This is a genomic window from Phytoactinopolyspora mesophila, from assembly GCF_010122465.1.
Classification (GTDB): Bacteria; Actinomycetota; Actinomycetes; order Jiangellales; family Jiangellaceae; genus Phytoactinopolyspora; species Phytoactinopolyspora mesophila.
Genome location: NZ_WLZY01000016.1, coordinates 76366 through 98892, shown reverse-complemented (window position 1 = coordinate 98892; position 22527 = coordinate 76366). Strand labels below are relative to the sequence as shown.

Genomic DNA, 22527 nt, shown 5'->3' with positions numbered 1-22527 from the left:
TGCCGAAGCGGCACTCGGCCGCTCCTGAGACCAATGAGAGAGTTATCCCTTGTGCGGATATTTCGACGGACTCTCCTCGTGCTTGTCGTGCTGGGCCTACTGTTCGTGGCGGTCGACCGGATCAGCGCCTGGATCGCCGGGCGAGTATTGGCCGACCAGGTGGCCCGGGAGCTGACCAACTACGAGGTCAACGGCGGCCAGCCCGACGTCAGCGTCGGTGGGTTCCCTTTTCTGACTCAGGTTGTGTCGGGCGAGTACGCCGAGGTGACGCTGCACCTACGCGATGTCGGGGCAGACGCGGTCCAGCTGTCTGACGTGGAGATCGTAGCGAGCGACGTCACCGCGCCCATGTCGACGCTGATTGAACGATCCGGCCCGATCCATGCCGGACGCGTCGACGGGACTGCCATAGTCGGGTACGACAGCGTCGCTGCGTTCACCGGCCTCGACGGACTCGAACTGTCCGCCGCGGGCAGAGAAACGGTAGCGGTACGGATGCCGGTGGATGTCCTGGGTACGTCGGTGGCTCTCGCGGGGAGCGCCTCAGTGGGGATCAACGGCAATACGCTCCATATGCGGGTCACTGAGCTCGCCGCTGACAACTCGGTCGATCTCCCGGCCGAAGCTCAAGCGCAGGTGGACCAGCTGGCAAGCGCCGCATCGGTGGACGTGCCACTTCCCGCGCTGCCGTACGACCTCAGCGTCGACTCCGCGCGTGCGGAGTCGACGGGACTCGCCGTCGATCTGAGCGCCAACGACGTGCCTCTCTCCCGGTGATCAATCAGCGGCGTCTGCTGAAGCCCCACTGTCGAGAAGCCGGAACCATACACAGACGACCTCCGTGTCACCACGGATGGACCATTGTGCGTCGCCGAGATGCGCCTGAATCCGCTTGGCCGAGAACCCCTCCCAGAAGCTCCGGTGCTGCGCCCGCCAGTCGTCGATGTCGGTGAAACCTTCGCCTTCGGCGTCGGCGAACTCCCAAGTGACCTGGTCAAATGGGACGACGTCGACCTGCGTCACCTCGATCGTGCCGACGGGCTCGCCATCGTTTCCGAGCACAGCCAGCACTTCTCCGACGCGCTCGAGCCGCTCGCCGTCGACCTCGTACTCGATTCGCAGGCCGGCAGTGGCTCTTTTCTGCCCGCGCAAGACCAGGTCGGTGAGCTGAGTTCGAAGCGCCCCCGGCGAACCGAACTCGATAGTGCGCAGATCATCAACACGTGGCCAGGTCATGCTGCTAGCCAACCACACCGGTCCGTCCGCTGCGGACCCGTCGACACCGCATGAGCCAGCAGCACGTGCCCGTCACGATCGGACTGCTAGCCAGGCGCTCTGGCACAATCGGACGGTGACTCGATCGAAGGCGGCACTGTTCCTACTTCCATTTGCGGTGGTCCTGGCCGTCGCCGTGTGGCGTCCGTGGGAGCCAGCCCTCGATGAGCTTCGCGAAGCGATCAGGGAGGCCGAGCGACTCCCTGGCGTGGTGTCGGTCGACATGCAGCATCGCGAGTCCACCGCCTCCGTCGCGACAACGTTCGGCCCGGAGCCGTCGGAGGTCGACATCCATATGCGCCTGGATGCCACGCTCACTCCCGACGACGCCGCGGCCACTGCGGAGAACGCGCACGCGCTTCTCGTCCCCGCCGCAGACGTCGTGGCCCGCGACGCCGTATCAGTGTTCCTGCGCGTGAGCGCGGGGGAATCAGAGGACGAGAACGGAGTCGCTGCCCTACCCCCGCTCGAGCTGCGGTACACGGCGGCATCAGGTGCGGCCGACATCGCCGACGCGTTCACGATCTGGCAGGCCGGGGCGCGGCAGGTGAGTGTGTACGGAACCGGGTCCCCTCTAGCCGACACCGCAGACGCTGGGTCCGAGCAGGAGGTGACGCCCCCGCCGGCCAGTATCGGGATCACTGCGGCTGACGCTGCCGGAATGGTTCCCTTGGCTGAGCTGGCCGCCGAGCTCGGTCGCTCCGCCGACCTGCACGTCGCCGGCGACAACACCCACTACAACGGCTACGGCGCCCTCCCCGATGCTGACGCGGTGCGGCTCGCCGTGGATGCGGCGTCGCGTCCTGGTGTCGAGTCCGTTTCCTTCAGCGATTCGACCGCTCCTCACATCTCGGTCGGCGCCACCTGGCCCGCCGAGGCCCCCGAGACACAGGAACTCAGCCGATGGCTGGAGGAGCACGATTACGCGACGGATATCGGGCTCCCGGTAGCTTTCACGGTCTCCGAGCCGGGTTACGCCACCCTCACCGAAGGGTGGGTTTCGGCGTTCTCTCCGCCGGAGCCGGAGGCACACTCCCTGCCCCTGCCCGCCGATGTTGAGGCGTGGCCCGACGACCCATCCGCGCCCGCCTGCACCAGTGCGCACCTGGACGTCCGGTACGGCGGCTCCGACGCCGCTACCGGTGCCCGGTACGCGGCGCTGCGCGCTAGTAACGTGTCCGACGGCCCCTGCGCCATCGAAGGAGCTCCGGGCATTCGGTTCGGCAACGCCGACGGGGTGGCTCAGAAGGACATCACGATCGAACCGTACTCACCTGGAGTCATCCCCGCCCGCCTTGTGGTCCCGCCCGGCGAGCAGATCCTGGCGCCGCTGAAGTGGCGCGCCATGTCGACCGCAAACGATCCTGATGTGACGACGACGATCGACGTGACCGCCGTTCCTGATGCCGAGCCCGTGTCGCTCGACGTCACCGAGCACGAAAGCTCGGCCACGGGCCTCGACATTCTCGACGGCGGTGACGTGAGGCTCGGACCTTGGGTCCAAGCACTTGAGGGCTGGTCGTAACACTTCTGACGAGACCTCAAACGCTCACCCGAATGCGTTGCACGTGTCCGCGACCTGTCATGCTTCATTCGGGAGGAATGACGAAACCGGGTCACATACGATCTTCGCAAGCCCACCGATGCAGCCTGGTCCGGATCCCACGCCCGCGATGACTACGAGGTCCACCCCGCCAGCACCTGTGATCGCCGCCGGGACTGTACACAGTACGCCGGCCCCACGGATCGGCGATCCGATCGGCCATGACCGCGTAGTATTCCAGCGACGACCACCAGAAACGTACGACGCAGAGCGCACAAGCCTGCACCGGTGGGCCGACCTCGGACTACGCTCGGAGCATCGGTGCCTGCGCTGTGCGGGTGGCTGGAAGCGAGTGGCGATGGGGAAGCTGCGAGTCGAGGTCCTGGGGCGGCCGTCAGTCAGCCACGGCGGAGTGCCGGTCGACCTCAACGCGAAGGCCACTGCGCTGCTGGGCTACCTGGCGGTCACCGGCAAGCGACACTCCCGCAGGGAGCTTGCCGGGCTGCTGTGGGGTGAGCTGCCCGACCACCGGGCGAGGGCGAATCTGCGCATGCTGCTCCTCGGCCTCCGGCGGACGCTCCGCGCGCATATCGACGTCTCGGCCCGCGACGTCGGTCCGGGCGCCGACTGGCAGGTCGACCTCGACGAGCTGTCTAACCTGCTCACGGCGGGCGATAGATTCTCGGTGGCGAGGCTGCGGACGCTGGTCCGAGCCGACCTGATGGACGGCCTGGACGTGCCCGGTGCTCCCGGATTCGAGACCTGGCTCGCCGGCGAGCGCCGGCGCATCAGGGACGCGACGATCGAAGGGCTGGGGGCATCCGCTCGGGCGATGGCCGGTTGCGATCCCGAGCAGGCGTTGTCGATCGCACGGGATCTACTCGCGCTGGACCCGCTCGACGAAGCCGTTCACCGACTAACGATGGAGCTGCTCGCCGCGACCGGCCGACGGGCCGCGGCTTTGGCCCAGTTCGAAACCTGCCGGCTGGTGCTGGCCGACGAACTCGGCGTCGATCCGTCTGCCGAGACTGTCTTGGTGCGGGACCGCCTGCTGAGGGAGGATCGCACATCCGCTGCCGGCTACCGCGACGCCCGGCCCGCAGCGGACGATGCCGATGCCGACACGCGCCGCCCGGATCCAGACGTCCGGTTCGCGCCCCGTCCCTTCCCCGCGCCCGCGGGACCGCTCGTCGGGCGCGAGAGCGAGACCGCCCGGGTGAAGGCGCTGCTCCTGGACGAGGCTTGTCGGCTGCTCACCCTCGTCGGCCCCGGAGGCGTCGGGAAGACCCGGCTGGCAATCGGCGCGGTGCCCGATATCGCCCACGCGTTCGACGCGGTCGCTTTCGTGTCGCTGGCAGCGCTCCCCAGCAACGCGTCACCGAGCGTTGTGGCCGGTGAGGTCGCGCAGAAGCTCGGCCTGCCGCCATGGAAGGACTCGCCGCTGGACGCCCTCCGACGAGTGGTGGCGCGCCGGAAGATCCTCCTCGTTCTCGACAACGTCGAGCATCTGGACCTCGCAGAGCTCCTCACCGCGCTGCTGGACGGGTCGCCCGGGCTGACCGTGCTCGCGACGTCGCGACAGCGGATCGGGCTCGGCACCGAGTGGCTGTTCGATGTCGCCGGCCTGGCCTACCCGGACAGCGTAAAAGACGGCCTAGAGGACGCGCCGGCCGCAGTGCTGTTGGCCGGCTGCGCCCGTCAGGTACGCCCGGGATTCTCCATCGCGGACGACCCGGAATCGGTTCTGCAGATCTGTCAACTGGTCGGTGGTCTGCCGCTGGCGCTGGAGCTGGCGGCGCAGTGGACACGATCGCTGGCCACCCGTGAGGTGGCGCAGCTGATCGGATCGGATCTCGACGCCCTCGCGACAAACCACGGCATCGTCGCGGATCGCCAGCGCAGCATGCGCTCGGTGCTGGAAGCCACCTGGCGACTGCTCGACCGTTCACAACACCGGATGCTCGCCCGGCTCTCTGTCTTCCGCGGCGGATTCAGCGTCGACGCCGCCCGCGTAGTGGCCGGCGCGTCGCCCGCGGACCTGGCCGGCCTCGTCGACCGCTCCGTCGTGCGGCCGGGTATATCGTCCCGGTTCGACCTTCATGAGCTGCTGCGCCAATTCGCGGCCTCGAAACTCGACGAAGATCCAGGCAACGCCGAGGACGCTCGCTCCCGACACGCCCAGTACTTCGCGAGCAGAGCGGCCGCACACGCCGGCGAACCGACCGAGCAATGGCCGCACACCGGCCAGGACGGTACGGAGCAGGCCCTGGAACCCGACCTCGCGAACATCAGAGCCGCCACCCGATGGCTGGCGGCCCACGGTGGCGAGGACGAGCTCGCTGCATGCGTCCATGTGCTGTGGCACCTCGATCAGCGCAGCGGCCGGTTCGCCGAAGCGCTGGGAATGCTCGACGCGGCGCTGTCCCGTCCCGACATCTCCGCAGCCCGCGCCGCAACTTGGCACCGTTGGGCCGGGACGGCCGCATTCCAGCTCGGGCGGGTCGAACGCACGATCGCAGAGACCGAGGCCGCGTTCGCCGCACTCGGACAGCCGTTGCCCCGCCACCGCCCGGCACTGCGCCTGGCAATCGCGCGGGAGTGCCTCCGCCAGGTGATGCACCGGCTGGTACCGGCGCGACCGCTCCCTCCCGGCGCCCGTGGCAAAGAGGAGGCGATCATTGAGATGCTCAGTGTGCTCGGGAACACCATGTACAACCTCCAGCAGCCGCTGCCGGTCGCCTTCTATACCCTGCGCTCGGCAAACGCGGCCGACCGGTGTCACGACCCCGGGGCGGCCAGTGCCGCGTACGCAGAACTCGGGCACGGTCTGGCCATGCTCGGCTGGCACGGGCTCGGTCGCAGGTACGGCGAGCTCGCTGACGCGCTGGTGGCACGGGCCCGCAACTCGGACCTCGCCTTGCTGGGCCTCGAGACCCGCGCACTCTCGCACGTTGCCAACGCAGCCTGGGCGGACCTCGACGCCCTGGTGGCCAGGGCCACCATCTCGGCGCACAAGCAGGCAGAGCACCGGCTGGCCATCTGGCATGCGCTCGCCGGGGTCGCCGCGCTGTACCAGGGCCGGTTCGCGGACGCGCTGGCGTCGTTCGGCCACGCACTCGGCGGGGCGCAGGCGTTCGGCGACCAATTCGCGACCAACTGGTGCGTGAACGGGCTGACCGACGCCACACTAGGTCTCGGTGGTGATCTCTGCGGCGTCGCGGCCCTCCAGGCCGAGGCTGTCGAGCGCAGCCGCGACCTGGCCCCTCCCGAGATCCTCAAGAGCGCCGCAGTGCTGGCGGCGGTGCGGCTCGCCCAGGGACAGGACCAGGCCGCACTCACCCTCGCCCGGGCGGCCCGATCCACCGTGCCCGATGTCCGGTTCTACCCGGCGTGGGCGATGGAGGCGTACAGCCACCTCGCCCAGGTCTGGCTCGCACTATGGGACATCGCGGCTGAACCACGGCCCGAACTGGTGAGTGGTGCCCGGTTGGCATGCCGGCAACTCGACCGATTCGCGCGCGCCCATCCGGTTGCGAGGCCGCGGGCATTGTGGGCGTCCGGCTGGCTCGCCTGCCTGGGCGGCCGTCCGCGCCGGGCGGTGAAAACGTGGGAGCAGAGCCTCGTCGTCGCCGAGCGGATGGCGATGCCGTACGACCAGGCGCGAGCACACGCCGCCCTGGCTGAGAACGCCGCCGATGCTAGGGCCGACGAGCATCGTGACCGCGCTGACGAAATCGTCGCGTTCCTTCGGGCGCGTCCCGTCTACCTCCGGCTCCGACCAGCCGGCTACACCATCGCAGCCGACTGACGCTCCATTGACGCTCGACTGACACCTCAAGGCCGAGGCTAGCGGTCATCCGAGGCAATAGGAGCGAAGCAGGAGGTAATCATGTCTGTCGCACCGAAGACCGCCCCCCACGCACAGCCAGAGATCATCACGCTCGATGCCGCGCTCGACGCGTCTCACGCCGAGGCGATGCGGTGGTACGCCGAGGCGATCAACCCAACTGCGGTTGCCGAAGCTCGCATCCTCGGCGAGACCGGTGCGGTCGTCCGGGCTCACGGCGCTGTCCTCACCGACGATCAGGGCAATGAGTTCCTCGACTGTCTCGCCGGCTTCGGCTCGGTGAACCTCGGTCACAACCATCCGGAGGTGATCGCCGCCCTCGACGGGGTGGCCGCGCTGCCCGGCTTCCTCCAGATCTGGCCGGGGGCGGTTACCCCCGCGCTGGCCGTGTCGCTTCTGCGGGTGGCACCGGGCGACCTGGGCCGGGTCTTCTTCTGCAACAGCGGAACGGAGGCGATCGAAGCCGCGATCAAGCTGGTCCGCGGCAGCATGGGCCGCACCGGGCTGCTCTCGACGACCAACTCGTTCCACGGCAAGTCGATAGGCGCTCTCTCGGTGTCCGGCCGTCCCGTCTACCAGAAGCCGTTCGGGCCGCTGCTTCCCGGCTGCGAGCGGGTGCCGTACGGCGACCTCGACGCCCTCGAGAAGGCACTCCGGACGAAGGACTTCGGCGGCTTCTTCGTCGAGCCCATCCAGGGCGAGGGTGGGATCGTCCTGCCGCCCGACGGGTATCTCAAAGGCGCCGAGCGGCTGTGCCGCGAGACTGGGACCCTGCTCGTGGTCGACGAGATCCAAACCGGGCTCGGCCGGACCGGCACGCTGTTCGCGTGCGACCGCGACAACGTCGCGCCCGACATCCTGTGTCTCGCCAAGGGGCTCGGCGGCGGATTGTTCCCGCTCGGGGCCTGCCTCGCGCGGGCGGACGTCTGGGACCGGGTGTACGGCAGCCGCGACACCGCGCACCTGCACACGTCCACCTTCGGCGGCGGGTCGAGAGCCTGCGCCGTCGGGCTGAAGACGCTCGAGATCCTGCTGCGCGATCGGCTCCCGGGGCACGCGGACCGCGTGGGCCGGCGGCTTATCGCCAGGCTGCGGGACATCGCCGATCGCTACCCGCTGATCGACGAGGTTCGCGGGCGCGGTCTGCTGATCGGTATCCAGTTCGGCTCACCGCGCATCGGGGCCGGCTTCGCCCGCGAATACGCTGGCGCGGTCGCCGCGGCGCTGCTCCGGCAGGAGCACAACATCATCACGATCAACACGCTGAACAACCCGAACGTGATGCGGATCGAGCCGCCGCTGATCCTCACGGACGCGCAGGCCGACCGGATTGGTGACGCGATGGAATCGATCGCGCGTCGCCACCGCAGCGTGCTCGGCGCCACTGCGAAGATCGGGCTGCGCAATCTCCGCAGCCGGGCCGTTGGCTCGGTGCCCTCCTGAGGCCATCTGGTGACCATCGAGTGATGATCTCCAGCTGGCCAACGGCCCTGACAATGGCGGAGGCGGCGGGATTTGAACCCGCGAGAGGGGTGAACCTCAACCCGCTTAGCAGGCGGGCGCCATAAACCGGACTAGGCGACGCCTCCATGCCGCCGAAACCGGCAGCTTGGTAAGGCTACCCGTCCGAGCCCCGAGAGGGCAAAGTCATAGCATGACGGGGATCAAAATGGGGCCTTGGAGAGATCGCGAGCAGGCCGGCCGGGAACTCGGTCGCGCGCTGCTGGAGAGATTGGGCGGCTCACCCATGCAGCCGCCACTGGTGCTGGGGCTACCACGTGGGGGCGTAGTAGTGGCCGCTGCCGTGACCGAGGTCATCGGTGGCGAATTGGACGTGCTCGTCGTCCGGAAGGTGGGCGTGCCCTGGCACCGTGAGCTGGCGATAGGCGCGGTGACCGCATCCGGGCTGCGGATTCACAACACCGACGTCATTCGTCGATCCCGGCTTCGCGACCAGGATGCCGAGGTCGCCTTCGCCAACGCTCAACGGGAAGCACAGGACCGGGAACGACTCTTCCGGGCCGGACGACCATCTCTCGAATTCGGCGGACGGATGATCGTCGTGGTTGACGACGGCCTGGCCACCGGCGCTACGGCTCTGGCCGCGGTCGAATTACTCGAGAACGCCCGGCCAGCACCCGAGCGGGTGATTCTCGCTGCTCCGGTGGCGCCACCCGATACCGCCGCGCGGCTGGCTTCACACGTGGACGACATGGTGGTGCTCAGGCTACCCGCCGACTTCATGGCCGTCGGCGAATGGTTCGACGACTTCACCCAAGTCGATGACGCCACGGTGAAGCGTCTTCTCGATGGTTCCGCAACCATTTGACCCAGTTGTTCGTCTTAATACTGAGTCAGGAAGAGGCCGCGCAGAATGGGACGCTTGATAGCGAGCGGGGTCGGGCGCCTTGATGGCAAGGCGGAGGAAGGAGTCGCACTGGGTTTGTGCGACGACTGACGACAACGCCGCCAGCCAGGATGCCCGGGCACGCGAGCCAGGCGACTCCCATTCTGCGCGGCCTCTAAGAGGCAACTCTTGAGCGTGCGGCCGTCAGCAGACTCGCCGACCCCTTAGACTGGCTCGCGGTCCGATGATCGTGTATGAGAGGCGAGTGTCGTGAGCAGAGCCGGCGGAGTCCGCGGCGGAACACGCCGTTCCCGGCTCGAATCGCGTCGGCAACAGCGCCGTCAACGCTATGGAAGGTTCATCAGCTGGACCGCCATCGGCGCGTTGATCCCCGGCTCCGGGCTCATCGCGGGCGGCAGGCGCCGCATCGGCACCTTCCTGGTCGTCGTGTTCACGTTGTCGATCCTCGCGCTGCTCGCCACCGTCGTGCTGGTACCCAACCGCCGGCTGATCTCCTACGGTGGAGACCGGCAGATGCTGCTGGTTGTCGGCTCAACGCTGGCGATTGCCGCGCTCGTCTGGCTGATCGTGGCCCTCGCGACGCATCGAGTACTCGAACCGGACGGACTCCCGCCCGGCAAACGCCTCGGTGGCGCACTCGTCGTGGTTCTCGTCACATCACTCATCGTCGGTCCACTCTCCGTGGCGGCGAACAACGCTTTCACCCAGCGTGACCTGATCGGTGCCATCGCGGGCGGCGACAGTCACACGACACCGGACATCGCCAATGTCAGCGACCCGTGGGCCGATATTCCACAGCTCAACCTGCTGCTTCTCGGCAGCGACGCCGGCGACGGCCGGGAGGGCGTGCGCCCCGACACGCTGATCGTCGCGAGTATCGACACTCAGACCGGCGACACCACCATGATCTCGGTCCCACGGAACCTCCAGGGATTCCCGTTCCCTGACGAAAGCCCGCTCGTCCAGCATTATCCGAGTGGATTCCGTGGTGAGGGCGATCAGGGCGAGTGGATGATCAACGCCACTTACCGCAATGTGCCGGCCTTGCATCCCGACGTGTTCGAGGGGATCGGCAACCCTGGTGCGGACGCCACCAAGTGGGCCGTCGAAGGCGCACTCGGCATCGACCTCGACTACTTCGTCATGGTCAACCTCGAGGGATTCCAAGCCATTGTCGACGCACTCGGCGGAGTCACCCTCGACGTCCCGCGCGACATTCCGGTCGGCAACAAGGAGATTCCTGGCACTGGCCGATGCACCCAGGCCCGCCGCTACATCCAAGCCGGAGAAGGCCAGCATCTGAACGGCGCCGACGCACTCTGGTTCGCCCGCTCGAGGTGCGGCTCCGACGACTACGACCGGATGGCCCGCCAGCAGTGCGTGCTCGGCGCCATCGTCGACGAGGTCGACCCCCGGACAGTTCTCACGAAGTACCAGGAGCTGGCTTCGGCCACCCGCGACATCATCCAGACCGACGTCCCGGAGGACCTCTTCCCAGCCCTGATCGAACTCGCACTTGAGGTCCAAGGCGGCACCCTCGAAAGCCTCACCCTCGATCGGGAGTTCTTCAACTCGATGGGCGCGTCGGCGGCCAACCCCGACTATGACCAACTGCACACCCGGATCGGCGAGATCCTCGCCCCCTCCGAGGACGACGACGATTCCCCGGACGACACCACGACGTCGGCGGGTTCATCCGAGGACGACCCGGCCGATGACACGGAGGCCGGTGCCCCTCGTGAGCACGAGACCGACGATGCATCGGACACCCCCGCCAGCGGCGACGTCCCGGAAACGCCGGACAATGGGGTGACCGAAGACGAGCAGAGCACCGATGACGACTCCGGAGCCGAGGAAGAACACGACCCCGATCAGCCCGTCGAGACCGACGAGGTCTGCTGAGGTCTGATCGCCTGGCCCCGGCGGGCCGGTGTCCTCGTTGTCGCCCAGCCGAGACTAGACTGCGGCCCGTATCCCGATCATGTGAGGCACCGTATCCATGAGCAGAGCCGGGGGCCCGTCCAGCGGCCACGGAGGCAGGCGAGCGCTGCGCCACCGGCGTCGTCCTCGCTTCGGGCGGTTCCTGGCCCGCACCGCCATGGGAACGCTGATCCCCGGCGCCGGGTTGATGGCGGCCGGCAGACGGCGCCTGGGCGCCACCATCCTCACGCTGTTCATCGGCTCTGTGCTGGCGATGCTGGCCATCGCGGTTGTCGTCCCCAACCGGCGCCTCGCGTCCTACGGCGGCGATCGTCAGATGCTGATGACCGTGGGTATCGGGTTAGCTGCGGTGGCGGTCGTCTGGCTGATCATCGCGCTCGTCACCCACCGCCTGCTCGAGCCCGAGGGCCTGCCTCCCGGTAAGCGGCTGGCTGGTGCGCTCGTCGTCGTGGTGGTCACATCGCTGATCGTCGCGCCACTCTCCCTGGGGGCCCGCAATGCGTTCGTCCAACGCGATCTGATCGGGGCGATATCCGGTGGCGACAGCCTCACCACACCGGACATCGCCGACGCCAGCGACCCGTGGGCGGATATCCCCCGGTTGAACCTTCTCCTGCTCGGCAGCGACGCCGGGCCGGGCCGGGAAGGCGAGCGGCTCAACTCGATGATCGTGGCCAGCATCGACACCGAGACCGGCGATACAACCATGATCGGCATTCCGCGAAATCTACGCCGGCTGCCGTTCGCACCGGACAGTCCGCTGGCCGAGCTCTACCCGCACGGTTTCGACGGGCCCGGCGACGAGCGGGAGTGGATGGCGATGTCCATCTACAGCAATGCCCCGGCCTTGCACCCGGAGCAGTTCGAAGGCACCGAGAATGCTGGAGCCGACGCCACGAAATGGGCCGTTGAAGGCGCGCTCGCCATCAACATCGACTACTTCATCTTCGTGAACATGGAGGGTTTCCAGGTTCTTGTCGACGCGCTGGGCGGTGTGACCGTCAACGTCCCGCGCGACATCCCCATCGGGAACAAGAACCGGGAAGACGGTCAGGGCTGCACTACTCCACGCGGCTATATCAGGCAGGGCGACAATCAGAAGCTCAACGGCGGCGAGGCGCTCTGGTTCGCGCGATCACGTTGTATGTCCACCGACTACGACCGGATGGCTCGGCAGCAGTGTCTGCTAGGCGCTTTGGCCAACCAAGCCAACCCCTCCACCCTGTTCACCCAGTATCAGAGCGTCGCCTCAGCGGCGAAGGAGATCGTCAAGACCGATCTCCCGGAAGACTTGTTCCCCGCCCTGATCGACCTCGCGTTCGAGGTCAGAGGCGGAACAATGGAAAGTCTCACGCTGGACCGCGAGTTCTTCCAAGCGACCATGGGAACCACGCCGGGGAATCCGGACTACGAACAACTCCAGGCGCATATCGCCGGAGTGCTCGACGGCGCCCCAGAGTCAGGTGACACGGACGACGACGCCGAATCCGGGGACGACACGACACAGGATGCCGAAACCGATCCGGACGACGGGAGCGGCCAGGACAACGACGCCGCCGGAGAAACACCGGAGAACGACACCGAAGAGCCCGGCGCGGATGAAGGCGACCTGGACACCTACGGTGACGCGGAAGACGACGACGGCGTCGCCGTAGACCCGGACCAGCCGGTCGAGACCGACGCGGTCTGCTGACCGGGATCCTCGGGGGCGCTGTAGAGCACTTCAATACCGCCAGGTGGGTTTACCGGCCTTCTGCCACGTTCTACGCCACCTGGCGGTATTGAAGTCGGCCCATAAGAACCGGAGCCGACACCGACTTCACGGGGCACTGGGTGGATCTTCGACGGCAGCCGTACCCAGCGGCTTGTAACCACGGTCGCGATTGAGCCTCGAACGCAGTTCACGGGCGAGAACCCGCGGCTCGACATCCAGCATGCTGGTCCGGATCACGCTCTGTTTGCTGCCCGCCAGGTCGACCGACACCACGGCTCCGTCGGACTGGACCTTGCGGACGTCGCGCCACGCGACTCGGCGCACCCCCGCTCCTGGACCGGTGGCGTTGAGAAAACCGTCGTCGTCGAGCACCAGCCGAGTACGTAGTCCGGTGGCGCGAAGCACCCCGGTGGCAAGGACCGTGCCGGCCGCGACGGCGCACACTGCCAGAACCGTCCAGACGAGCACCGCGAGCACGCCACTGGGACCGGCCGCCAATGTCAGAACAGCACCGACCAGCGCGACGCCGAGCCCGATGGCGCCGATACCGATACCACGCACGCCCAGCGCCAACGGGGCGCGATAAACAATACGACTCACAAACCCAGTGTCGCGTATCGGAGATCCGTGGCCGACCCTGGCGTCACGTCGTCGGCTTATCCTGCCCCTTGCCGGCCGCTCTCCGGACGGTCTTCCCGGCGCCGGTCTTTCACGACAAGCCGGCAGAGCGGGCAGATGTCAAGACCGTTGCGCCAGGTCCAGCCGGACAATCTCGCGCGAAGCTCCGGCGGCGCCGCCCCCACCGCGCCGATGTCGCCGCAATGATCACAAACGATCGCTACCTGCGCGCTCATGAGCAGTTGGCCCCCTGATCTCCCACGACACCTAGCATGCCGTGTGACGCCGCCCCGCGCCAGTTGATCGGGACCCGCAGCCACGGCTGGTCGTTTTTCCGATCAAGGCTGCGCCTGCCCCGGCAGTCTGCTAGAAAAGCTCACTGTTGCGCGCACGTGGGAGCGTGTGCGCCGTCTATCTATCGGCGTGTCCTCGAAAGGTGACTCCCCGGCCGTGATCCCCGACCCGAGTAGCGCCGCGGACGCGGTCATCCTCGTCGACGACTCCGGAGCGGTCACTCTGTTCATCGGTGACGACTCCGAGCCGTACGCCGAAGCCACCACCAACTCGAGGGTCGTCCGTATTCTCATGGACTACGCCGCCCGGACCGACCGCCGCGTCACCGTGGCGACGCGGTATCCGAGCGGTCGCCGGACCCTGCATCGGGTCGAGCCTGACGGCTCGGTGAGCGTCCGGGAGGTGGTGCCGGACCGGGCGGCAGCCCGTATTTCGACCGTCCCGGTGACGGCCTGCTCGGCTGCCCACACCACGCCGGATATCCAGCTGACCGCGGACACCGAGACGCATGCCCGGCGACCCGCGCTCAGGACGTCCACCGCCATCGGCGCCGCCGCCGCTCTCGCCATGGTCTTCACCCTCACCGGCTCTGGTGGTCCGGCTCCAACCAGCAAAGACACGGGCGCCAGATACGCCATGGGACTCGACGGCGGCATCGGCGACCATCACATCCGCGACGAGCACCCCGACCGGGCCGCGGATCCTTCGACCTTGCCGCCAGGTACTCCCGAGCCCGAGCCGGAGCCTGAGTTCACGGAGTCACCGGAGCCGTCCGAGACGCCTGCCGAGCCAGCTACCGGGCCGGAAGACGATCCTGTGGACCAGCCGACTGATGAGACCCCGGGAACCGAGCCGCCCCGGCCCACGGATTCGCCCTCGCCGCCGACGCGGCCCGCAAACCTCGGGGTATCCGAGCGCACCGGCAGTTCTGTCGTGGTCACGTGGCATGCATCAACCGCTGATCTCGGGGTCGAAGGTTATGCCGTGCATGTAGACGGCAGCCGTACGGACACCGTGCCGGGTACCAGCACGACGATCAGCGGACTGCGCTCCGGAGCCTCGTACGTCATCTCGATCGCAGCGATCGACGGCGGCGGCAACGTGGGCGCGCCGGCGTCGGTCACTGCCACGACCCTCGACACGGAGCCGCCGACGACGCCGTCGGACCTCGTCGTCTCTGCCAAAGAAGGCGAAGCGCTAACGCTGACGTGGAGCCCGTCGAGCGACAACGTCGGTGTGACCAGCTATGCCGTGTACGTGGACGGGAAGCGTTCCCGCACGGCAAGCGGTACCACCGCCACCGTCGGCGATCTCACGCCAGCCACCACATACCGGATCTCGGTCGCGGCGATGGACGCGGCGGGAAATGTGAGCGGCAAGGCGTCGACCGAGGCAACCACCGAAGATACGATCGCGCCGACCAAGCCCGGTGACCTGCACGGCAGGTCGAGCATCACAGCGGTCACGCTCGAATGGACCCGTTCCACGGACAACGTCGGTGTGAGTGGGTACGCGGTCTATATGGACGGCCGGCGCGCCGCGACGACGGGTTCGACGACCACGACCATCAATAATCTCGACGGCGCCACCACGTATACGTTCTCGGTGGCCGCCTTCGACGCCGCCGGGAATTACAGCGAACACGCCAGCATCGAGGTGCATACGATGGCGCGTCGAGGCGAGGAGCCGTAACCCGGCGGCAGGCTCCGCCTCATCCCAGCGTGATCAGGGCCCGATCTGCCGACGACGCCGGTCCTTGAGCCGACGACGTTGCGACGGGTCGAGCATGAGGTAACCGACTACGGGCAGACCAAGGATGATCAGGAGCGCCAGCAGAAACGGGATCGGCGACCAAATCAAGATCAGGGCGCCAATGGCGATCCCGCCGACAACGACCGGTGTGTTCCTCGCCATAGCCATTCCTCCGTCGCGCCGATCACGTCCTTCAACCACCAGTCTATGCGCGCCCTGGCGCTTCTCCACCGGCCCGGTCACCGAGCCCCGGCACCACTCGATATCGTCTCCTTAGAAGATCGTCTCTCGCCGCCAACAGCGGTAGAGCGTGGGAGGTTCGACACATGCGTATAGCTGTCAAGCCCTATCGGCCCGCCCGCCAGTCTGTTAGCGTCAATCGGCCATGAGAGTCGCCGTAGTACGAGAAGTCCGCGAGCACGAACGCCGGGTTGCGCTGGTGCCTGAACTGGTGAGCCGGCTCACCGGCGCGGGCTTGGACGTCGTCGTCGAGGAGAACGCTGGCCATTGGGCTTATCACCCCGATGAGGACTATGCGGCAGCGGGCGCGTCGCTGGCCCAGGACGACGCCCTCGACGGCGCCGATGTCGTGCTGGCTGTCCAGCCGCTCGAGCCGGAGCGCGTCGCCAAGCTGAAACCCGGCGCCATCGTCATCTCGTTTCTACCGGTCGCTGCCGAGCTAGACACCATCAGAGCAGCTCGCGAGGCCGGCGTCACGATGTTCGCGATGGAACTCGTACCGCGTATCTCGAGGGCGCAGTCCATGGATGCGCTCACGTCGCAGGCACTCGTCGCCGGCTATCGCGCTGTGCTGGTCGCTGCGGAACGCCTCCCCCGGTTCTTCCCGTTGTCGATGACCGCCGCGGGCACAGTGCCACCGGCCAAGGTCCTAGTGCTCGGCGCCGGAGTGGCCGGTTTGCAGGCCATCGCCACCGCCAAACGATTGGGCGCCCGAGTGGAGGCCTATGACGTCCGCGCGGCGGCAGCCGAAGAGATCCGCAGTCTCGGCGCCCGATTCATCGAACTCGACCTGCCGCCTCTCGAAGGCGCCGGCGGCTACGCCAGGGAGATGACCGAAGAGCGCGCCCAGCTGCAGCGAGATCTGCTCGCGCCGCACGTCTCCGGTGCCGATGTACTCATCACCACCGCCGCGGTTCCGGGCCGCGAGGCGCCCTTGCTGGTCCAGCAGCCGGCGGTGCAGGCGATGCAGCCGGGCAGCGTCGTCATCGATCTGGCCGCCGAGTCCGGCGGCAATGTCGAAGGCAGCGTGCCCGGTGAGGAGCAGACAGTCGGCCAGGCTCTGCTCTGGGGGGCGCGCAACGTCCCCAGCCAGCTCCCGGTTCATGCCAGCCGCCTGTACGCGGCCAATCTCGTGAACCTCCTCCTGCTCATGACCAGCGACGGCGAAGTGTCCGTGAACATGGACGACGAGATCATCGCCGGCGTGTGCGTCACACACGATGGCACCGTACGACACGAGCCCACCCGTGAACTGCTCGGAGAGGAGGGCTGATGGACTCGGAGATCGCGCTGCTGACGATCTTCATCCTGGCGGTGTTCACCGGATACGAGGTTGTCTCGAAAGTCTCTTCTACCCTGCACACACCGTTGATGTCGGGGGCCAACGCCATCCACGGGATCATTCTCGTCGGTGCCGTCCTGGTCACCGGTCACGCGGACAACCCGGCCCAGCTGACCATCGGTGTGCTCGCCACCGTGCTGGCCACGCTCAACCTCGTCGGCGGATTCGTGGTCACCGACCGGATGCTGGAGATGTTCAAGGTGAAGAAGCAACCGGAACGCCGGGCACCCTCCACCGAGCAGCCGTCTGCGGGAGGCGCGGAGTGATTCCTACGTGGGCACAGCTGGCCTACCTGGCCGCTGCGATCTGCTTCGTCCTCGCTCTCAAAGCACTCTCCTCACCGAAGACGGCCCGGGCCGGGAACCTGCTCGGAGCGGCCGCGGCCCTGGCGGCGATGATCATCACTTTCATCGTCTACGAGCTGGACAACCTGCCGTGGATCTTCGGGGCGATCGCCGTGGGGTGTGCCATCGGTGTGCCCGCCGCCCGGAAAGTCGCCATGACCGCCATGCCACAGCTGGTGGCGCTGTTCAACGGTGTCGGCGGTGGTGCGGCCGGGCTCGTGGCCTATCTCGAGCTCAGTGATGCCGAGACTGTCTTCCCGCTACTGGCTGCTGTGCTGACCGTTCCGGTCGGTGCCATCGCCTTCAGCGGATCCGTGGTGACGTTCCTCAAACTGCAGGAGACCATCACCACCCGCCCCGTCACTCCGCCCGGCGGACCGGTGCTCTTCAGCATCGCTCTGGGTGTCACGCTGGTCCTGGTCGTGATCCTCTACGCCGGCGACGGCACCGAGGTCTGGGTGGCAGCCACACTTGGCGCCGTCGCGCTCGTCGTCGGTGTACTACTGGTACTGCCGGTCGGCGGGGCCGACGTGCCCATCGCCATCTCACTGCTCAACGCCGCCACCGGCATGGCGGTCGCGGCCGGCGGCTACATCCTCGGCAACGCGCTGCTGCTCATCGGCGGAACGCTGGTGGGCGCGAGCGGCACCATCCTGACCCGGCTGATGGCGCAGGCGATGGGCCGCTCGGTCAGCTCCATCCTGTTCGGAGCGTTCCGGGGCGGATCTACGGCTGGCAGCACCGCGGAGTCGCAACGCCCGGTCCGTACAGCCAGCGTCGACGACGTCGCCATCATGCTGAACTATGCGCAGAAGGTCATCATCGTGCCCGGCTACGGGCTGGCCGTGGCGCAGGCGCAGCACACCATCCACGAACTCGTGGAATTGCTCGAGCGACGCGGCATCGACGTCGCCTACGCGATCCACCCGGTGGCCGGACGGATGCCCGGGCACATGAACGTGCTCCTCGCCGAAGCCAACGTCCCGTACGAGCAGTTGCTCGAGATGGATACCGCCAACAGCCAGATGCGCACGGCCGACGTCACACTCGTCGTCGGCGCCAATGACGTCGTGAACCCGGCCGCACGCACGTCAGCGGATTCACCCATCTACGGGATGCCGATTCTCGACGTCGACCAGTCGGGTGCTGTGGTCTTCCTCAAGCGTTCCATGCGCCCCGGCTTCGCCGGCATCGAGAACGAGCTGCTCTACGACCCGAAGACCACGCTACTGTTCGGAGACGCCAAGGCATCGCTGACCGGACTGATCAGCGGCGTCAAGAGCCTGTAGATCAGTCCGTCAGGCCGTAGAGGCGGTCTCCCGCGTCGCCGAGCCCCGGGACGATGTATCCGTTCTCATCGAGGCGTTCGTCGACCGCGGCGGTCACGATCGTGATGGGTACACCCAGGTTCTGGGTCTCACGCTCGACCAGCTGCAGACCTTCCGGAGCGGCGAGCAGGCAGACGGCTGTGATGTGGCTGGCGCCGCGGCCGACAAGGTAACCGATGGCCGCGGCCAGCGTGCCGCCAGTGGCGAGCATCGGATCCAGCACGTAGCACTGACGACCGGTGAGATCGTCCGGCAGCCGGTTGGCGTAGGTGGTAGCTTCCAGCGTCTCTTCGTTGCGGATCATGCCGAGGAAGCCGACCTCGGCGGTGGGAAGCAGCCGGGTCATCCCGTCGAGCATGCCCAGACCGGCTCGCAAAATGGGCACCACAATGGGTTTCGGCGCGGTCAGCTTCACGCCGCGCGCCAGCCCTACCGGTGTCTCGAACTCGGTCTCGTCCACGCGGGTGTCCCGGGTGGCCTCGTAGGCCAGCAGGGTGACCAGTTCGTCGGTCAGCAACCGGAACGTGGGCGAATTCGTGTTCTTGTCGCGCAGCACAGTGAGCTTGTGGGCGACGAGCGGGTGATCAACAGCAAGCAGGCGCATGCCGGACAGCATGCCATGAGGAAACGCGCTACCTACAACACGTGCCTGAATGCGCCACAGATGAATCGGCTCTATGCTTCGCGTCATGTCGCCGACGCCACGCCCGAGCGCCGCTCTCGTCCAGCTCTACGCGCCAGCCATGCGATCCGCGCTGAGCGAAGGCCGGCAGGCGCTGAGCACGGCCGATGTGCCAGTCGGAGCCTTGGTGGTTGACACCAGGGGCAACATCATCGCCAGCAACCACAATCGCCGCGAGGCAGACCGCGATCCCACGGCACACGCCGAGATCCTCGCCATCCGGGCCGCCGCGGCCGCCGTCGGCTCGTGGAGGCTGGACGGGCTCACCGTCGTCGTGACACTCGAGCCGTGCACCATGTGTGCCGGAGCGCTTGTGCTCGCCCGGGTGTCCACCGTCGTCTACGGCGCGGCCGATCCCAAAGCCGGCGCGGCCGGATCGCTGTACGACGTCCTCAGAGATCGCCGCCTCAACCATCAGCCTGAGGTCATCGGTGGTGTCCTGGCAGACCGTTGTTCCGACCTTCTTCAGGAGTTCTTCGCCGCCCAGCGAGCCGAATAGCGGTGGCATTTTCGGCCACCGCCGATTTCGTCTCAGGGGCGGCTCTCCGGTACGCTCGACCGCGGTAGCGTGTCCGAGCGGCCTAAGGAGCACGCCTCGAAAGCGTGTGAGGGGGCAACTCCTCCGTGGGTTCAAATCCCACCGCTACCGCCACGGCGAAGCCGCCCCTCCCGCCACGTCTGGGAGCGGGCGGTTTCGCGTCTTCCGGGGTCTGGGGCCTCGCTCGTGACACGCTGGTGCAAGATGGCCCGCCAACGGGGAGGGGTACGCGTGGATGTTCCGTCGCTCAACGCGTTCCTCTTGGTTGGTGGGCTGGTGCTGCTCGCCGGGGTGCTCGCGGTCCGCGCGAGTGTGCGGTTCGGGCTGCCGACCCTGGTGCTGTATCTCCTCATCGGAGTAGCGCTCGGCGAGGCCGGCGTCGGCATCCAGTTCCACGACCCCAACATCGCCCAAGCCATCGCCTACGCGGCGCTCATCGTCATTCTCGCCGAGGGCGGGCTGACCACCCGCTGGAAAGACGTGCGCGGGTCCATGCCGATGGGTGTGTCGCTGGCCACCGTGGGGGTCGGCGTCAGCACCGCGTTGATCGCCGTTTTCGGCCATTACGTGCTTGGCCTGGACTGGGTGCTGGCCATCCTGCTCGGCGCGGTCTTCGCGCCGACCGACGCCGCCGCGGTCTTCTCGACACTGCGCAGGGTTCCCCTCACCAAACGAGTGTCCAGCGCGCTGGAGTCGGAGTCCGGTCTCAACGACGCACCCACCATCGTCCTCGTTGTTCTCGTGAGCACGAGCCAGGCCGGGGAGTACGGCGTCGTCCTCGCGGGCTTGATGATCCTCTACCAGTTGGTGGCCGGCGCCGGCATCGGCCTTCTACTCGGCTGGCTCGGCTCCACCATGCTGCGCCGGGTCGCGCTCCCGGCACCTGGGCTCTACCCGTTGATGATCATGACGATCACGCTGCTCGCCTACGCCCTGGGCGCCACGGCACAGGCCAGCGGGTTCGCGGCGGTCTATGTCGCGGCGCTCTCGCTGGGCAACGCCCATCTGCCACACCGCGCGGCGACCCGATCGTTCGCCGAAGGGCTCGCCTGGCTGGCGCAGATCGGACTGTTCGTCATGCTCGGACTGCTCTCCAGTCCGGCCGAGATGCCCGGAGCGTTCGTGGCTGCGCTGGCAGTTGGCGCGGTGCTCACCTTCGTCGCACGGCCGGTGTCGGTTTTCGTGTCCACCGTCGTGTTCCGGCTGAAAGTGCGCGAGCAACTGTTCCTTTCGTGGGCCGGTCTACGCGGTGCGGTACCGGTTGTACTCGCCACCATTCCGTTGGCCCAAGGCGTCGAGGACGCCGATTGGCTGTTCGCTGTCGTGTTCATCGTCGCCGTGGTCTTCACCCTGCTTCAGGCGCCCGCCCTGCCATTCATGGCGGACAAACTCGGCGTCTCGCCGGGAGTGGACGCACACGACGCTGAGCTCGAGTCCGCGCCCCTTGAACGCGTCGAGGCGGACCTGATCCAGGTCCGTGTACCGGACGGATCGAAGCTGCACGGCGTGACCATCGAGGAACTCCGGCTGCCACCAGGTGTCACTGTCCCACTGCTGGTCCGTGGCAACGAGACCGCTGTGCCAGACACCCGGACTCAGCTGCGCTACGGCGACGAGGTGCTCATCGTGGCGCCGCGAGCCCTGCGCTCGGCCACAGAACGCCGCCTGCGAGCGGTGGGCCGCCGCGGCAGGCTGGCAGGCTGGTTCGGTGAAGACGGCCGGTAGGCCTCCAGAGCACGCCTAGCAGGGCTCGAGGGTTGCCTCGGCATCGGGATCGTCGATGAGTTCGTCGAACTGCTCACCCAGGACCAGATCCACGGCATCCGACGAACGATCATCGGATACCAGGACCGCGTCCGGCACCAGAGCCGCGACCACGCTGGCCGCGACCTCCTGGTCGGCGCTCGATCGGACCTCCGCCGTGCCCTCCACATTGCTGTCGAGGGGGTCGTTGGCCACGTCCAGAATGGTGAAGCCCCGGTCGCTCATCTCCGCCGCCACGTCTCCGGCCAGCCCGCGGCGAGTGGTCGAGTTGTAGATGTTGACCTCGATCGAATCAGGTTCTGGCGCGTCGGTGGCTGTGACCGGCACACACGTCGGCTCAGCCCGGGGCGCGTCTCCTGTGTCGTCGTCGGCCAGCACGACGTTGTTCCAGCTGTACCATGCCGCGCCGACGACGAAGCCGACGAGCACGAGCAGAGTGATCGCGGTACGGACGTGCCGCCAGATATGCCGAGGGGCGTCCTCGTACTCTTCCGCGTATTCGTCCGGTTCCATCGTTCCTCCGCTTCGCTTTCGACCATGAACACTAGCTCGCGACGAGGTGGGCCGCAGGCGCGGTCAGGACATCGGCTGTCGGCGTGTCACGACGGCTGGCTGTCGTGCGGTTCACTGCCCTAGCGTGAGCACGCGGGCATGTATGACCTGCCGCTGCTGCAGCGCTGCCCGAAGCGCCCGGTGCAAACCGTCCTCCAGGTAGTACTCGCCTTCCCACTCGACCACGTGAGGGAACAGATCGCCGAAGAACGTCGAGTCCTGTGCGAGCAGCGTTTCCAGGTCCAGGTTCCGCTTGATGGTGACGAGCTCATCCAGGCGCAGCTGGCGGGGCGGCAACTCTGCCCACTCGCGAAGCGTGGTGTCGTGGTCCGGATACGGACGACGTTCGCCCACGCGCTTGAAGATCACCCACCGCAGTGTATAA

Annotated in this window: 20 protein-coding genes and 2 tRNA genes; 14 read left to right on the top strand and 8 right to left on the bottom strand. The window is 67.4% G+C overall.

Annotated features, from left to right (window positions below; genetic code table 11):
- Nucleotides 1-78 precede the first annotated feature (78 nt).
- Nucleotides 79-777 carry an LmeA family phospholipid-binding protein gene (locus F7O44_RS28570; RefSeq protein WP_162453737.1) on the top strand — a complete coding sequence of 233 codons (699 nt, stop codon included), beginning with the start codon at nt 79-81 and terminating at the stop codon, nt 775-777.
- On the opposite strand, the gene F7O44_RS28565 is transcribed toward F7O44_RS28570, so the two are convergent.
- On the bottom strand, nt 778-1236 hold the full coding sequence (locus F7O44_RS28565; protein WP_222851792.1) for an ASCH domain-containing protein: 459 nt from the start codon (nt 1234-1236) through the stop codon (nt 778-780).
- Nucleotides 1237-1351: 115 nt separating this feature from the next.
- On the opposite strand from F7O44_RS28565, the gene F7O44_RS32185 reads away from it, so the two are divergent.
- The 3 genes from F7O44_RS32185 to F7O44_RS28550 all read left to right on the top strand — a co-directional run bounded on the left by F7O44_RS32185 (nt 1352) and on the right by F7O44_RS28550 (nt 8108).
- On the top strand, nt 1352-2800 hold the full coding sequence (locus F7O44_RS32185) for a DUF4232 domain-containing protein (RefSeq protein ID WP_162453736.1): 1449 nt from the start codon (nt 1352-1354) through the stop codon (nt 2798-2800).
- 376 nt (nt 2801-3176) lie between these two features.
- Nucleotides 3177-6626, top strand: coding sequence for an AfsR/SARP family transcriptional regulator (locus tag F7O44_RS28555; protein ID WP_162453735.1), 3450 nt, complete (start codon nt 3177-3179; stop codon nt 6624-6626).
- An 81-nt stretch (nt 6627-6707) separates the two neighbouring features.
- A complete protein-coding gene (locus F7O44_RS28550; protein WP_162453734.1) occupies nt 6708-8108 on the top strand; it encodes an aspartate aminotransferase family protein in 1401 nt (466 codons plus the stop codon).
- Nucleotides 8109-8162: 54 nt separating this feature from the next.
- Here the strand turns inward: F7O44_RS28550 and F7O44_RS28545 are convergent.
- Nucleotides 8163-8254: transfer RNA gene (locus F7O44_RS28545), tRNA-Ser, on the bottom strand.
- A gap of 65 nt (nt 8255-8319) precedes the next feature.
- On the opposite strand from F7O44_RS28545, the gene F7O44_RS28540 reads away from it, so the two are divergent.
- The 3 genes from F7O44_RS28540 (at nt 8320) to F7O44_RS28530 (ending at nt 12667) form a co-directional block, all read left to right on the top strand.
- Nucleotides 8320-8994, top strand: coding sequence for a phosphoribosyltransferase (locus tag F7O44_RS28540; RefSeq protein ID WP_162453733.1), 675 nt, complete (start codon nt 8320-8322; stop codon nt 8992-8994).
- Between the two features lie 288 nt (nt 8995-9282).
- A complete protein-coding gene (locus tag F7O44_RS30805) occupies nt 9283-10935 on the top strand; it encodes an LCP family glycopolymer transferase (protein ID WP_162453732.1) in 1653 nt (550 codons plus the stop codon).
- Nucleotides 10936-11032: 97 nt separating this feature from the next.
- The gene (locus F7O44_RS28530; RefSeq protein WP_162453731.1) at nt 11033-12667 is read left to right on the top strand and encodes an LCP family glycopolymer transferase; all 1635 of its coding nucleotides are present in this window, start codon (nt 11033-11035) and stop codon (nt 12665-12667) included.
- A gap of 126 nt (nt 12668-12793) precedes the next feature.
- Here F7O44_RS28530 and F7O44_RS28525 read toward each other — a convergent pair whose 3' ends face one another.
- Entirely contained in the window at nt 12794-13288 is a 495-nt protein-coding gene (locus F7O44_RS28525; protein WP_162453730.1) for a hypothetical protein, read from the bottom strand.
- Nucleotides 13289-13344: 56 nt separating this feature from the next.
- Nucleotides 13345-13542, bottom strand: coding sequence for a hypothetical protein (locus F7O44_RS28520; RefSeq protein WP_162453729.1), 198 nt, complete (start codon nt 13540-13542; stop codon nt 13345-13347).
- 214 nt (nt 13543-13756) lie between these two features.
- Between F7O44_RS28520 and F7O44_RS28515 the strand changes: the two genes are divergently transcribed.
- A complete protein-coding gene (locus F7O44_RS28515; protein ID WP_162453728.1) occupies nt 13757-15292 on the top strand; it encodes a fibronectin type III domain-containing protein in 1536 nt (511 codons plus the stop codon).
- 33 nt (nt 15293-15325) lie between these two features.
- Here the strand turns inward: F7O44_RS28515 and F7O44_RS28510 are convergent, their stop codons facing one another.
- Nucleotides 15326-15514: a hypothetical protein gene (locus F7O44_RS28510; RefSeq protein WP_162453727.1), complete on the bottom strand. Its 189-nt coding sequence runs from the start codon at nt 15512-15514 to the stop codon at nt 15326-15328.
- A gap of 223 nt (nt 15515-15737) precedes the next feature.
- Between F7O44_RS28510 and F7O44_RS28505 the strand changes: the two genes are divergently transcribed.
- From F7O44_RS28505 to F7O44_RS28495, 3 genes are read left to right on the top strand one after another with little or no spacing between them, the layout of a single operon-like run.
- Entirely contained in the window at nt 15738-16865 is a 1128-nt protein-coding gene (locus tag F7O44_RS28505; RefSeq protein ID WP_162453726.1) for a Re/Si-specific NAD(P)(+) transhydrogenase subunit alpha, read from the top strand.
- The gene (locus tag F7O44_RS28500; protein ID WP_162453725.1) at nt 16865-17200 is read left to right on the top strand and encodes an NAD(P) transhydrogenase subunit alpha part 2; all 336 of its coding nucleotides are present in this window, start codon (nt 16865-16867) and stop codon (nt 17198-17200) included. The genes F7O44_RS28505 and F7O44_RS28500 overlap by 1 nt, the downstream gene beginning before the upstream one ends.
- Nucleotides 17197-18567, top strand: a complete 1371-nt coding sequence (locus F7O44_RS28495; protein WP_162453724.1) for an NAD(P)(+) transhydrogenase (Re/Si-specific) subunit beta — start codon at nt 17197-17199, stop codon at nt 18565-18567. The genes F7O44_RS28500 and F7O44_RS28495 overlap by 4 nt, the downstream gene beginning before the upstream one ends.
- A 1-nt stretch (nt 18568) precedes the next feature.
- Here the strand turns inward: F7O44_RS28495 and upp are convergent, their stop codons facing one another.
- Nucleotides 18569-19210: a uracil phosphoribosyltransferase gene (gene upp / locus F7O44_RS28490; protein ID WP_162453723.1), complete on the bottom strand. Its 642-nt coding sequence runs from the start codon at nt 19208-19210 to the stop codon at nt 18569-18571.
- Between the two features lie 85 nt (nt 19211-19295).
- On the opposite strand from upp, the gene tadA reads away from it, so the two are divergent.
- The 3 genes from tadA (at nt 19296) to F7O44_RS28475 (ending at nt 21551) form a co-directional block, all read left to right on the top strand.
- On the top strand, nt 19296-19787 hold the full coding sequence (gene tadA, locus F7O44_RS28485) for a tRNA adenosine(34) deaminase TadA (RefSeq protein WP_222851791.1): 492 nt from the start codon (nt 19296-19298) through the stop codon (nt 19785-19787).
- A 63-nt stretch (nt 19788-19850) separates the two neighbouring features.
- Nucleotides 19851-19940: transfer RNA gene (locus F7O44_RS28480), tRNA-Ser, on the top strand.
- A gap of 117 nt (nt 19941-20057) precedes the next feature.
- Entirely contained in the window at nt 20058-21551 is a 1494-nt protein-coding gene (locus F7O44_RS28475; protein WP_162453722.1) for a potassium/proton antiporter, read from the top strand.
- A 15-nt stretch (nt 21552-21566) separates the two neighbouring features.
- On the opposite strand, the gene F7O44_RS28470 is transcribed toward F7O44_RS28475, so the two are convergent.
- The gene (locus F7O44_RS28470) at nt 21567-22103 is read right to left on the bottom strand and encodes a LytR C-terminal domain-containing protein (RefSeq protein ID WP_162453721.1); all 537 of its coding nucleotides are present in this window, start codon (nt 22101-22103) and stop codon (nt 21567-21569) included.
- 111 nt (nt 22104-22214) lie between these two features.
- Nucleotides 22215-22511 carry a type II toxin-antitoxin system VapB family antitoxin gene (locus F7O44_RS28465; protein WP_162453720.1) on the bottom strand — a complete coding sequence of 99 codons (297 nt, stop codon included), beginning with the start codon at nt 22509-22511 and terminating at the stop codon, nt 22215-22217.
- Nucleotides 22512-22527: the final 16 nt, after the last annotated feature.